Raw genomic sequence first — 14,110 nt, forward strand, 5'->3', positions numbered from 1 at the left:
AAATTATATACTTAATATTTAATTTATGTTTTTGTTATTTATTGATTTTTATCTTTCTTAAGTTAAAAAAAGATTTATGCTTATTTTTGTAAAAAACTTATTAAAACAGAAACTTATATTCGTCTTTACAGCACTGTCTTAATAAAACCTGTAGAAATAAATTATAAAAAAGACATGAAGTAAATTGTGATGGATAAAATTTTAATAAAACAAAATTTAACCATAATATATATAAGAGCGGAGATTTTAAAAAGTCTAAAAAATACAATAACCACCATTAAGTTTACAAAAGTAATATAAAATAAAGGGTTATATTATCGTAAAATTCTTTCCATCAAGAAGGATATATATTTCCTTTTTGTGCATTTTATAGCCTACATTTTCCCCAAGATGTAGGTTTTTTTTATCCTTAATTTTTGACTTTATAATCTTTAAATATTAAAAATAAAAAAAGCCAAATGGCTTTTTTTATACAGTTTCAGGTTTTTTCAACTCTTGTTGAATATAAAGATTCATATAATATTGTTCAATATAATCATCAGCATAGTTGTTTGCTAAGGTTTTTGTTGCCACTCGTTCATGTTTTAAATAACAGTTTGATTCAAGGTCTTTTTCAAGTACCCACCATTGACGGTTAATACGACGCACTTGAAACTTGTCACTTTTGTATTTTCTTTTAGCCATTTTCAAAAATTTGCTATGCAGTTGTTGAAAGAGAATTTCTACTGGAGTTAAGGACTCAAGTCAACAGATGAGAAGTTATTTGCTTATTTTATGTGAAGTGTTGTTTCTATCAATAGTTAGACAAGGCATTAAAATAGAAAAGCCCTCCTAAGAGAGCTTAATAAGATGTCTATCTTATTTTTAACGAGAAAGATTCTTTAAAAGTAATTTTAAACTTTCCATCATTTTTTCTAATTGCAAAGGGGTGATACCTTCGAAAGATTGTTCGAGTACTACGCTGGTTAGATCATTAATCTTATTGATCATTTCAGTACCTTTGTCTGTAAGTACTACACGGGTGATTCGACCATCGGTCTGGCAAGAATAGGTTTCCACCAAACCTTCATCTTTTAAACGATAAACAATCTTGGTAGTCGTCGACATTTTTGAAATAATCATATCTGAAAGTTCAGAAACACTCGCATGGGGCTTACTACTTAAAGCCAACATAATGCGTCGACGTGAGTTATCTAAACCATATTTTTTTAAAGCATTATCAATATTTTGTACATACTGAGCATGTACTTGAGTAATCCAATAATATGGAAAATCTTCAAGAGTAAAAGATTCTGTTGTAGGTAAAAAACGCGCATACTTCTTTGTCATTGACTTTTCCCCATACCTTGGTGGATCGCATTTCTGGTGAACTATCTTTAATAGTTGAAAAATATAGTTTCATCAAGCAAGTTATATCAGGACTTTACTTGGTGAGCAAAATTTATATAGCTAAATTTAACAATGACATGGTTTAAAGGACCTTGTCTTGATAAGTTTCTCTATACTTTGCATAAACTAAAAATACTCTTCTACTATGGTCAAAGTTTGTTGAAAGTTAATGTGACTTGATAAGTCATAGCCATTAATTCCTTAAAATCTTTGAACAGATATACAAGATTGCATCTAGGCTTGCTTGATCGTTAATTGAACGATGTTGGCTTACAAGCGCATCGTAGAAAAAAAATGATGATTTGAACGTGGCATTGAACGAGATAGTTTTTGTCTCTAAAGTCATAATTATGAAAAATTAAGACATTTAAATAATAAATATTTATAAATATCAATTATTTGTTTAATTTTGTGGGTTGTGAAATTTACCATACATTTAACATGAATCATCTATTATTTAGTGAAATAAATTTGATTTATTTATTAACTCATTGATTATTATATATAAAATTAAATATCTAATGGAGTGGTTAACCTTGTATATTTAGCTTTTTTGTCTATAAATTATATTTTTAAGAGTTTTTGCTCATGCTACTCATCTTCTAAATCACAGATAGGTTCACTTTAACAATAAAGTTGGAAGAGGAAGTGCTAGCACAGCTTATAGCAACAGTTATTCAGATTAAATTATGCGAGTAGCGTAAAGCGGATAATTGAAGAGTTTTATTTGTTGAAACATATGAAATATAAAAAAAGGGAGAATTTATATTCTCCCTTTTTAAATTATGCAGTGTTCACAATTTTTTCTTCTATTTTTTTCTTAACAATCGCATAGCTTATGCCTGTAACGATACTACCTGCTGCAATGGCAGCGAGATATAGCCAAGCATGGTTAATTGCATTTGGAATTAAAAGAACAAATACGCCGCCGTGAGGAGTAACTAATTCGCAATGGAATAATGCAACAAGTGCTCCAGTTACACCACCACCTAAAATGCAAGTTGGAATAACACGCATTGGGTCTTTAGCTGCAAAGGGAATAGCACCCTCGGAAATAAAACATAAACCTAATACGAAAGCAGCCTTACCTGCATCTTTCTCTCCGGTACTAAATTTATTTTTAGCAATGAAAGTCGCAATAGCCATACCAATAGCAGGGACCATACCACCCGCCATTGTTGCTGCCATTGGCATATAGGTATTTGTTGTCAATAATCCCACAGTAAAAGCGTAGGCTGCCTTATTGATTGGACCGCCTAAATCGATACACATCATGCTTGCTAATATAATTCCCATTAACACAGCATTTGTTGTACCCATGTTATTTAAGAAGTCTTTCATTAGCTCGAAAATATGTGCTACAGGTTGTCCAACCACGTAGAACATAATCAGACCAACAAATAATGTACCTAATAAAGGAATAATTAAAATCGGTTTAAGCGCCTCTAAACTTGTGGGAAGTTTAAGTTTTTTAGCGATAAATAGTGCGATATAACCCGCAAGAAAACCTGAAACAATACCGCCTAAAAAACCTGCTTGTAGCTGAGAGGCGAGTAAGCCTCCAATTAAACCAGGTGCAAGACCAGGGCGATCAGCAATTGAGTAGGCAATATAACCCGATAACATCGGAACCATGAGCATAAATGCGGCAGCACCAATTTGTTTTAATATGGCTGGTAAACTTCCAGCTTGCTCAGCAGCATTTAGACCAAAGCATAAAGAGAGAGCAATTAACAGACCTCCAGCGACCACCATAGGCAACATAAAAGAAACACCAGTTAAGAGATGTTTATATACGCCAACTTTTTCGGTTTTATCTTTATTTTCTGTCGATGCTTGTTGCTTACCTTGTTCTAAAACTTGCGCATTGCTGACTGCTTCAGCAAAGGCTTTATCTGTTTGCTTTAGAGCAAAGCCAGTACCACACCGATAAACACGCTTACCTACGAAACGGTCTGTGTTAACTTCAATGTCAGTCGCAAGTATCACAATGTCCGCTTCAGCAATAGCTTGAGCTGATAAAATATTTTTTGCACCAACAGAACCTTGTGTTTCTACTTGAATCTCATACCCAAGCTTTTCTGCACCTTGTTGTAAAGCTTCGGCAGCCATAAAAGTGTGAGCAACACCCGTAGGACACGCAGTGATTGCTACAAACTTTTTAGTAGTAGTTACTGCTAAGCTATTATCACTTAGCCAATCTTGAGCTGGCTTAAAATGATCTAAGGCAGTTTGGAAAGCTGTGTGAGCATCATTTTTTATCTCTTCAATGCTAATAAAAGATAATGGATGTGTACCAAAACTATTAAGATTTTTCGGGCGTTGTCCAACAACAATGACTTGATCAAAATTTTCACTTATTTCGAATTCATCAAGCGAAATAATATTATTTGAATAACCCTGTTGGGATGCGACTTGTGCAAGTTTCCGAGCTAAAATCAAAGCATTGACTTGCTGTTGCGGACTATTAATGACAAATAATAAATGTTTAGCAGTTAGCATCAGATTCACTCAATGAATTGATTGTAGTTTGGGCTTTTAACTGGTTTAGCGTTTCGGCATTGGGAATTCGAAAGCCAATTTGTGTGACGGCATGGCTTGCGATTGCGGTAGCAGTTTTTAATGTTTCTTCATCAGAGAAGCCATTTATTAAGCCATGAATCATGCCTGCTAAAAGAGAGTCACCTGCACCAACGGTACTTTTAACGATCACTTTAGGGGCTTTTGCATGAAGTGGGTGAGTGTCGTGTAGCCAGTTTACACCGTCTTCGCCCATCGAAATAACGACATGCTCAATTTTAGCTAAGTTTTCAAAAAGCTTTTTTTGTTCAGAATAAGTCCTAGCAGGAAGCTGATAACTTTCTACTAACTCATCTGTATTTGGTTTAATCATCCATGGTTGACATTCAATTGCAGCGACCAATGCTTTACCACTTGTATCAAGTGCAACTTTTTTCCCTTGCTGTTGAATGAGCTTAATAAGTTGCTGTAATTCATCAATACTAAAACCTTGTGGAAGGCTCCCGGCAATGGCAACTACATCTACTTGTGGCAAAATCATTTCGATTTTTTGAAAGAGGTTCTTTTTATCTATTTCAGAAACCAAGAAACCTTTTCCATTTAAATCGGTCATACGCCCAGAATGTTCAGCAATTTTTATATTTTGACGAGTCTCACCTTCAATATAAATAAACTCAGATTGGAATTGAGCTTCTTTAAAATGGTCATCAAAAATTTGTCTGTTCGTTGTTCCTAGAAAGCCAGAAACAATAACTTCATGCCCCAAATCTTTTAAAACTTGTGCAATATTTAATCCTTTGCCTGCTGCATGTATTTCTACAGATTCTTGGCGATTTACCATGCCAATCTGTAACTCATTGAGTTGTATCGTTACATCAATTGCAGGATTTAAAGTAATTGTTAAAACTTTAGCCATTACTGTTCCTAATCTTTAGATTTCTTGTTCGGATAACTGACGTACAGCAGTAGCGCTCTCACATTCTAGTGCGCTTTTTGCAAGCGCTTGAGCTTGGCTGTAGTTAAGTGTACGAATTTGGGCTTTTACTAAAGGAATACTATTTGGAGACATGCTGAGCTCATCTACGCCTAATCCCATAAGAATCGGTACAGCTTTTGGATCAGCTGCGAGTTCTCCGCATATACCCACCCATTTGCCATGTTTGTGCGCAGCTTTTACAGTGTGATCAATCAATTGCAAAATACTTGGGTGAAGGCCATCTGCTTCAGCCGAGAGGATAGGGTGACCACGGTCAATAGCTAAAGTATATTGGGTTAAGTCATTTGTTCCTATACTGAAAAAGTCCACTTCTTGAGCAAGAATAGGCGCAAGTAAGGCAGCAGAAGGAACTTCTATCATAATACCAACTTGTAAGTTGGCGCATGGATGTACAGTTTTAACTTCATCAAGAATAGCTTTGGCAGCACGCCATTCTTCCACACGGCCAATCATTGGAAACATGATTCGTAAAGGACGATCATCTGCGGCTTTAAGCAAAGCGATAAGTTGTTGACGTAACAGCTCTGGCTGTCTTAATGTCAAACGGATACCTCTTAGGCCTAAAAATGGATTTTCTTCTTCAGCAATTGGAAGGTAAGGAAGTGGTTTGTCACCACCTACATCAAGAGTACGTACTACAAGTGGGCGACCAGCCAGAGCATCTAGCACAACACGGTAATCTGCTTCTTGAGTAGCTTCACTTGGAGCACTGCTATGAGCCATAAAAACAAGCTCTGTTCTAAGTAAGCCAATTGCTTCTGCGCCACATTCAACTGCGTGTGCTGTAGCTTGAACTTTTCCTAAATTAGCAGCAACTTCGATTTGATGTTGATCTTGGGTAATCGCAGGTTCTTGGCTGTGACGTTCAGCCTCTTCACGAATTTTTTGTTGAAGCTCTCGTTCTTGTTTTGCTTGTTCGATTTGCTGAGTGTTCGGGTTTAATACAAAAGTCCCTGTATCTCCATTAATTAAAAGAGAACTTTTTTGTTCAATATCTAGTACTTGATCACCAGCACCAACAATTGCAGGAATACCTAAAGCACGAGCAACAATAGCGCTATGTGCACTTGCACCGCCTACAGCTGTCAAAATACCTGCTACTCGATCTTTATTAAGGCGAGCCACATCACTAGGGCCCACATCATACATGATCAAAATATAAGGCTCTTTAGGTTCCTCGATAATAACTTCACCACAGAGCTGTGCTAAAACCCGATCGCCAATATCACGTAAGTCTGTAGCACGCTCAGCCAATAAGCGGTCTGGTAAAGCTGCTTGCTCTTTAGCTGCTGCTTCAATATGTTCGTGCCAAGCAGCAGGAGCAGAAAGGTTTAAGTTAATCTTTTGATAAACACCATTAATAAGATCTGGGTCGTCTAGCATTTCCAAATGTGCTTGGAAAATTTGCTTAATTTCAGCTACTTCAGATTTTGCAATAACTTGGTGAATATTGTTTTTAACTGCATGAAGAGCAATATCAAGTTTCTCTTTTTCTGCTTTAACGCTTAAACCCATACGTTCATATTGATAAACGTTAGGTTTGATGACATGTACGGGGCCAAAAGCTAGACCACTAGAAGCTGGAATACCTGTATTTGTACTCAATGTTTTCGGCAATGATTTTACTGTTTGAGGCGATTGAGCTTCTTGGCTATCTGAAGATTGAATTGGTTCAACCTCTTCTCCTAAGCCTTGTTGCACGGCCTGAATAACTTTATCTAAAGCGTCTACAGCATCTGTTTCCGGTTCAGCAATAAAACGTAAAGTCTGGCCACGTTTACACCCTAAAGCTAAGAGGCGCGTCAAACTTTTGGCCGAAACAAAATTACCATCGTCTACTGCGACTTGAATATCACCTTGAAAACTTTTAGTTAAGTTCACCAAATGAGTCGCTGGTCGAGCATGTAAGCCATGGGCATTGGCTAATACAACTGAACGATGAGGCCAATCTGGAATAACATCAGCACCAATAATTTTAGCAATCTCATTTGGTGCTTGTGTTTGATCTAGCTGTGCGACTTGTTCTGGATTAAATAAAATATCAATCAGTCGGTTGAATCTTTGGCTATCTAACTGCTCATTGGCAGCAATACATACGAGTGTATTCAGTTTTTGTCCATTTACATCTAAAGCATGGCGTGACTTTACAATACTGATTGCTGGCTGTTGAACAAACTTACTACTTGAAATAGACCAGATCTGGTCTTGTAACTGGATAACTTGATCTGGCTCAAGTGAGCTTAAAAAACCACATTTTACGAAATTATGTTTTTTGAGAATTTGAGAGGCTGACCACAATAAGTCTTCGATATCTTGAGATTCAATTTCAGTTTGAATTAAATTTTCGTGCAGAGTTAAGGATAGGGGTTGAGCTTGTAATAGTTCAATAATTTGCTCAGGTTGCGTCGCATTTTTTACTTGTTCACTTACATCCTGCATTAATGCTCTAGTTAATATTTGTAGTACTTGTAAATGTTCATCAGATTTTGCCGCAATAACTACAGCCAGATAAATCGTGTTTTCCCCATCCCATATTATTCCTTCAGGGAAGTGAGCTAATCGAATACCTGTTTCTAAAATAAATTCACGAGATTGTGGCGTACCATGTGGAATAGCAATACCTTGGCCTAAATAGGTAGCGCTTTGTTGTTCACGATTGATGAGTCCTGTTATATATTCAGGTGTAACTAACCCATCTTTTACTAATATATCTACTAGACACTGTAATGCATGCTTTTTATCAACAGCATGTTGATTCATATGAATATGTCGAGGCTCGAGTGCTAGCATACTTATCCTTGAACAATTTCTTAGGTTTTAACTAAAACAGAAAAAAAGAAGCTGTTTGTATTAAAATAGGTTGGTTTACCTGTTTTTAAACAACAGCTTCAGACAAATTACCATAGCAGAACTTTAAGTTTATATCGACGTATTTACGTAAATAATGCTTATTAAAAATACAAAGGAATCATGACTTAATATATTTTAGTTTTTTATGGTAACTATAAATTTAATAAAGTTATTTTATAAAATGGGGGACTGCTAATAATAAAAAAACCTCTACACCGGATTACGGGCATAGAGGCAAAAACTAAATGATAGAATTTAAATTACTATTGAATTTCTTGCTCTAAGACTGACCATAGCTTTTGATGTGATTTTTTAAACATTAACATGTGCCCAATTGATTTATAGCCGAGTTTTGTTGGGTTCAGTTCTAGCATTTTAGTAGACGCATTCGGATATAAACTTAATAAATCTGCAACGTTGTGTTGAGTAGCAATTTCATCATCACTTGCCCAAATTGAAGTAATAGGGCAAATAATTTCAGTATGAAAGTCATGAAAGATAGTTTTACCAATAGCATTTTTCACATAGCCCGGGTGACTACAAAACTCTCGCCACTGTTGTGCGACTTTTTTAGGCAAGTTTTCACCCATTCCAATAAATTGAGTAGCACCATAGCCTTTTAAACTACTTGAAATTGGAAAGATAACGTTAAACATGACAGGGGCTAGAAATTTTGTTTTACCTTTTAGTCCTTTTACATGGCCTGTAGAACCTGCTACTGCAACAACTTTTGCTACTTTATGAAAATTTGGCACAATCCCTAGCAGTTGCCCACCCGCACTATGGCCAAGAAGAGTAACTTTTTCTGCTTGAGTTTTTTCTAATAAAGTTTCAATTGCACAAGGGATATCAAGCGTTCCCCAATCATTAATACTCGCTGTACTTTGCTTTAATGGCCCATGCAATGAATCTCCAATTCCACGGAAATCAAAGCTTAATACATCATAGCCTTGCTGACTTAACCATGTAGCAAAAGAATGGTAAAAGTTTTTTGTAATACCTGTTGCCGGACAAATCAAAACAGGATGTACCGATTTCTTTGATTGAGTTGGATAAAATTGTGCAGCAAGTTGATAACCATCTTCGCAGGTCATCCAAAATGATTCAAAAGTGTTATCCATAATATTACGTAATGATTAGCTTATTAATGACTTTAATTTACATGAGTTCCAAAACGATACTTGATTAAAATGTGACTATAAAGTCAAGATTTGTGCTATACAGCTCATTAAATTTTAATAAAACGAATAATTGGAAAAAAGATGGATTTACCGAAAGCTGTACAGTTAGCAATTGTGTTTAGTGGCATATTTTTATGGGTAGGAATGTTCACTGGGGTGTGGAAGTATTGGCAAATACGGCGTTCAGAGTTACATCGTGCCCACTATTATGTTGATATTGCTCATCGAAGTAGTTTGCTGTATGCGGCTGCTAGTCTCATTCTTGCTGTATTGAGCTATTTTACTGTTTTAAATGAAAATGTTGCTTTGTGGTGTGTGTTAGCTAATATTTTCTTTTTTAGCTTTTCAATATTGGTTTATATCATACATGGATGTTTACAGGACACGACAAATCAATTTAAAACTCCCCATCGTTTGGGCAGATTTAATTTACCTTCGTGGATGATGTCTTTTATGATGGTGGGATTAATTGTGACTGAACTATTGGCTACAGCTATTTTAGTTATTGGAACAATTTTTTTATTTGTAGGTGTATAAAAATGGATGATTGCTCATCCATTTTTTAAGAATTCAAATTTTGTTGACTAAGACGTCTTTTAGCTAGTTTTCGCATCTTATGATCGACAAAGGCCCACACACAAAATATGAAAGAAACGACCATCGCATACATAAAGTATTCGGGTTTCAGATTTCCTTTAATCATACCTTGAAACAGTAAAGTCAGCATAAGAGCAAGCGGTGTTACTCCATAAACAACTGAATCTTTGCTGTTCAGAGTGTTAATGAAGACTTGTTTGTTGAAATGTAATGATAACATCTCCATCCCTCCTTGTGGTTGCGCTAAAACCTAATGTTTTAGTCAAGAATAAGTTTTAAGTTTAATGTTGTACTGCTATTTTTGATTCAGTTCAATAGCAAATAGAAAATTTTTTGAGCAGTTTTATAAAAACCTCTATATTTATAAAGGTTTAACGTATCAAAAAAGTAAATGTTTAATATTTTTGTATGAAATACTTATTCTTTTAGAAAAGAGAAATTATTTAAATGAAAAGTGCATTAATTTCTCTTTCCTGGGATTTTGCTTTAGCTATTATATTTTTTTAAAAAAACTATCGATCGCATGTTGAGCAATTTCTGCATCTTCAAAAGATTGAACACCCGATACACCAATAGCACCTAAAATTTCACCTTCATAAATAATCGGTATTCCACCTTCTAACATCCCTTGAGCACTAGGCATACTTAAGAAACCAAGACGCCCACTTTTTAGAAGTTCTTCGTAAAATTTTGACGGTCTACCTGATATTGAAGCGCATTTTGCTTTTTCTAGGCATAGATGTGTAGTTAGAGGAGAAGCACCATCTAATCGTTTCATGAATAATAGAGAGCTTGTTTCGTCAACAATTGCAATGCTGACTTTAAAGTTGTGTTCAATTGCATATTTTTGAGCTTCTTCCATTAAAAACTCTGCATCTGCTAATGTTAGGTAATATTTAGTTTTCATTGTTGCTCTTCTTTCCTGAGTAGCTAAAAATTATTTTAGTGTAATTTTACAGTAAAAATTAATTATATCTATAGTTGATTTGTCATTAAAAACTAGTGGGGAAATAAAATGCTGGTTGGGTAAACACAGCATTTTATTCAATATATAAAATCATGTTTGGATAAAACTCGATTTCAAAAAAGTCACTAGATTAAATGCTTTTGAATTTAACTTTGTCGATAATTACGGTAACTGCAAGAACAACTAAAGATGGGATCAACCAAGCTAAGTTTTGTTCATTTAATGGTAAATGCTGAAGGAATTCAGGTAAATAATTGCTGAAGCCTGCAACTTTAAGGCCATCGATAATACCGAAAATTAAAGCAATACTTGTTACTGAACCGACAATGAAAGAAGGTTTATGCCAAAATTTCCAGAAGAAGCTCAGCATAATCACCACAATTGCTGGTGGGTAGATTGCACTTAAGACAGGTACTGAAATAGCAATCAGTTTAGTTAGACCAAGATTCGAAATAACGAAAGAGAAACCAACTAAAATAAATACTAAAAGCTTATATGGTAATTTCGTTAACTGAGCAAAGTACTCACCACACGCACAAGTTAAGCCAATTGCTGTAACCATACATGCTAAAAAGATTAGTCCAGTTAAGAATAATGAACCCATATTTCCAAAAGCATGTTGTACATATGCATGTAAAATTACTGCGCCATTTGCTGCATTTGGTGCTACTTCATGGCTACCTAAACCTAATTTGAATAAGCTTAAATAAACTAAAGTAAGGCCAACACCTGAAATGAGACTGGCAATAATTGCATATTTGGTGACTAACTTTTTATCAGTAACGCCGCGTGAGTAAATCGCTTGAATAATAACGATACCAAATACTAGTGCACCTAACGTATCCATAGTGAGATAACCGTTTACGAAGCCCTCTGAAACCGGAGATGTGACGTAATGGTTGATCGGAGCTGGTACGTAACCCGCAGGAATCATCACTGCTGCAATACCTAAAATTGCTAAAGCAATAATTTTTAGTGGGGCAAGTACATGTCCTACAGTATCCAATAACTTGTTTGGATAAAGTGAAACTACAGTTACAAATGAAAAATAAATTGCGCTATAGATTAAAAGACTACTACTTGAGGTTCCAAAATAAGAGGAAAAACCAATTTCATAAGAAACAGTAGCTGTACGTGGGGTAGCAAATAGAGGGCCGACTGATAAATAACAAACAACAGTTAAAATCAGACTTGCTACTCGACCTAAGGGAGAGCTAATAATTTCAATGGAACCCTGCATACGAGAGAGTGCCATGATGGTAATTACAGGTAAGCCGACAGCCGTAATTAAAAAGCCTAGAGCAGCTAACCATACGTGCTCACCAGCTTGTTGAGCAACGATGGGAGGAAAGATAATATTGCCAGCCCCAATAAAAAGGGCAAAGGTCATAAAACCTAAGGCAATAATATCTCCAGTACGAAGATGTTGCATAAATTAAAGATAATAAAAAAAGAAGGAATTTTAGAGCAAAAGTAATCATGATCAAGCGCTAATTTATGTGAAAAAGCTTTTTTTCAGGTGGTTAAAACTATATATAGTGTTATAAGCGTTTGTTTGGTTAAAGTATGTACTTGAAAACCCATAAAAAGGAGAAAAGAACTTCTTTTTAAATTCTGACTTTTTATAAAAAATATGTAAGAATAAAAACATAAATTTTTATTGTGAATGCCGAATATTTAAGCATTTTAGGCTTTTGGTCTGACTTATATTCATCCTAAAATATTTTGAATTACCTTAGGTTTTTGTAGGGAAGGGCATGTTTCTTGTCTGCGAGGATAGAATTGAATGAGAGCTTCTACTGTTACCATTAAAACTGAACAAGATCTGGAAAAGTTAAGAGTTTCTGGACGCTTGGCTGCACAAGTTTTAGAAATGATAGAGGCCTATATTAAACCAGGCGTATCTACTGAGTATTTAGATAACCTCTGTAATGACTATATTGTAAATAATTTAAAAGTTATTCCTGCTAATGTGGGATATCACGGTTTTACAAAAACGATATGTACTTCAGTCAATGAAGTTGTTTGCCATGGCATACCATCGCCGAATAAAATTTTAAAAGATGGCGATATTATTAATATTGATGTTGCAATTATTAAAGATGGTTATTTTGGTGATACGAGCCGCATGTATTTTGTGGGTAATGTAAATCCACAAGCAAAAAAATTAGTTGATACAACTTATGAAGCGATGGTTGCTGGTATTCACACTGTTAAGCCAGGAGCTACATTAGGTGATATTGGTTATGCTATTCAGTCGGTTGCTCATCGAGAAGGCTATAGTATTGTTCGAGAATATTGTGGACATGGGATTGGTAAGATCTATCATGAACAACCTAATGTTTTGCACTATGGGCAGCGCGGGCAAGGTTTGGTCTTAAAGAAAGGAATGGTTTTTACCATTGAGCCAATGGTAAATGCAGGTAGACCGCAAGTGAAAGAGTTAAATGATGGGTGGACCGTCATTACTCAAGATCATTCATTATCTGCTCAATGGGAACATATGGTTGCAGTAACAGATACTGGTTTTGAACTATTGACCCCATGGCCTGAAGGTGTGGGGCACTATCCTGCAATTTGAAAAATATAAAAAAAGTTCGATAAATTATCGAACTTTTTTATTTTAACGCTCAGAAAGATGTTCAACTAAGTAATCAATGAATACTCGAACAGCGGGTAGCAAACCTCGGCGTGATGGATATACGGCATGTAATATTCCATGAGGAGCTTTCCATTCAGGTAAGATTTGTAAAAGTTGTCCAGACTTCAGAAAATCTTCTGCTGCACTCTCTGGTAGTAAAGCGATACCACAATTTTGACTCGCCAATTGCGCCAACATATGTATGTTCGTACCCATCACAATAGGGCTAACTTTGATTTTCTTCTGCTCATTGTCTGGTCCATGCAAAAGGAATTGCTGATCAAGGTGCTCTTCAGAAAGGCTTAAAATACGATGTTCGCTTAGCTGTTCAGGAGTTTTTATATCACCAAACTCATTTAAATAAGCCTGACTTGCAAATAGGCTCTGTTCTATAACAGCAAATTGTCTAAGTACTAAACTCGGGTCATCATCTAGTTTTGAGCGAACTCGTAATGCGATATCAATCCCTTCATTAATCACATCTACTCGACGGTTACTAACCATCAGTTGCAAACGAATTTCTGGATATTTTTTTAAGAAAGCAGGTAGGATTTTTGGAAGTTGATTTTGAGCAACATCAACAGGAACACTAACTTTAACAACACCTCTAGGTTGAATACTTAAGTGATCAACTAAGTCATGGGCAGCTTGAGCAGCATTCATCATGACTTGAGCATGTCTGTAAATATCCATCCCAATATCTGTAACAGCAAAATGACGAGAACTGCGCTGGATTAAGCGAACCCCTAAGTTTTCTTCTAAGCTGTAAACGCGACGACTTAATTTTGATTTTGGAATATCCGTTACACGCTCAGCAGCACTAAAGCCACCATGCTCAACAACAAGAGCAAAACAATAAAAATCATCAAGATCGGTGAGCATTAAAATATCCTATTTCTGCAACAACCATGATTTTACATTATTATTTTTGCAACGATAATTCTTATACTAAATTTTTTGTAAGTGGG

12 protein-coding genes are annotated in these 14,110 nt (G+C 35.5%); 2 read left to right on the forward strand and 10 right to left on the reverse strand.

From position 1 onward, the window contains the following. Positions 1-468: 468 nt before the first annotated feature. The 6 genes from ACS604_RS06885 to ACS604_RS06910 all read right to left on the reverse strand — a co-directional run bounded on the left by ACS604_RS06885 (position 469) and on the right by ACS604_RS06910 (position 8,877). Positions 469-684, reverse strand: a complete 216-nt coding sequence (locus tag ACS604_RS06885; RefSeq protein ID WP_198307796.1) for a hypothetical protein — start codon at positions 682-684, stop codon at positions 469-471. Between the two features lie 180 nt (positions 685-864). Further along, positions 865-1,329, reverse strand: coding sequence for a MarR family winged helix-turn-helix transcriptional regulator (locus tag ACS604_RS06890; RefSeq protein WP_004791909.1), 465 nt, complete (start codon positions 1,327-1,329; stop codon positions 865-867). A gap of 843 nt (positions 1,330-2,172) precedes the next feature. Next, positions 2,173-3,891, reverse strand: a complete 1,719-nt coding sequence (locus tag ACS604_RS06895) for a fructose-specific PTS transporter subunit EIIC (protein ID WP_312823892.1) — start codon at positions 3,889-3,891, stop codon at positions 2,173-2,175. After that, the gene (gene pfkB, locus ACS604_RS06900) at positions 3,878-4,825 is read right to left on the reverse strand and encodes a 1-phosphofructokinase (RefSeq protein ID WP_312823890.1); all 948 of its coding nucleotides are present in this window, start codon (positions 4,823-4,825) and stop codon (positions 3,878-3,880) included. The genes ACS604_RS06895 and pfkB overlap by 14 nt, the downstream gene beginning before the upstream one ends. A gap of 15 nt (positions 4,826-4,840) precedes the next feature. Beyond that, a complete protein-coding gene (ptsP, locus tag ACS604_RS06905; RefSeq protein WP_474770940.1) occupies positions 4,841-7,696 on the reverse strand; it encodes a phosphoenolpyruvate--protein phosphotransferase in 2,856 nt (951 codons plus the stop codon). Positions 7,697-8,019: 323 nt separating this feature from the next. Next, on the reverse strand, positions 8,020-8,877 hold the full coding sequence (locus tag ACS604_RS06910) for an alpha/beta hydrolase family protein (protein WP_004791915.1): 858 nt from the start codon (positions 8,875-8,877) through the stop codon (positions 8,020-8,022). A gap of 141 nt (positions 8,878-9,018) precedes the next feature. Here ACS604_RS06910 and ACS604_RS06915 point away from each other — a divergent pair, with 141 nt between their 5' ends. Further along, on the forward strand, positions 9,019-9,474 hold the full coding sequence (locus tag ACS604_RS06915; protein ID WP_004791917.1) for a hypothetical protein: 456 nt from the start codon (positions 9,019-9,021) through the stop codon (positions 9,472-9,474). A gap of 25 nt (positions 9,475-9,499) precedes the next feature. Here the strand turns inward: ACS604_RS06915 and ACS604_RS06920 are convergent, their stop codons facing one another. The 3 genes from ACS604_RS06920 to brnQ all read right to left on the reverse strand — a co-directional run bounded on the left by ACS604_RS06920 (position 9,500) and on the right by brnQ (position 11,933). Continuing rightward, positions 9,500-9,754, reverse strand: coding sequence for a hypothetical protein (locus ACS604_RS06920; protein WP_004791919.1), 255 nt, complete (start codon positions 9,752-9,754; stop codon positions 9,500-9,502). Positions 9,755-10,027: 273 nt separating this feature from the next. Continuing rightward, on the reverse strand, positions 10,028-10,441 hold the full coding sequence (locus ACS604_RS06925) for a GlcG/HbpS family heme-binding protein (protein ID WP_004791921.1): 414 nt from the start codon (positions 10,439-10,441) through the stop codon (positions 10,028-10,030). Between the two features lie 190 nt (positions 10,442-10,631). Beyond that, positions 10,632-11,933, reverse strand: coding sequence for a branched-chain amino acid transport system II carrier protein (gene brnQ / locus ACS604_RS06930; protein WP_004791923.1), 1,302 nt, complete (start codon positions 11,931-11,933; stop codon positions 10,632-10,634). Between the two features lie 354 nt (positions 11,934-12,287). On the opposite strand from brnQ, the gene map reads away from it, so the two are divergent. Then, on the forward strand, positions 12,288-13,082 hold the full coding sequence (gene map, locus ACS604_RS06935; RefSeq protein ID WP_474770943.1) for a type I methionyl aminopeptidase: 795 nt from the start codon (positions 12,288-12,290) through the stop codon (positions 13,080-13,082). Between the two features lie 42 nt (positions 13,083-13,124). On the opposite strand, the gene ACS604_RS06940 is transcribed toward map, so the two are convergent. Next, entirely contained in the window at positions 13,125-14,024 is a 900-nt protein-coding gene (locus ACS604_RS06940) for a LysR family transcriptional regulator (protein WP_004791928.1), read from the reverse strand. Positions 14,025-14,110 lie beyond the last annotated feature (86 nt).

It is taken from the genome of Acinetobacter sp. Li1LvA2, from assembly GCF_056156705.1.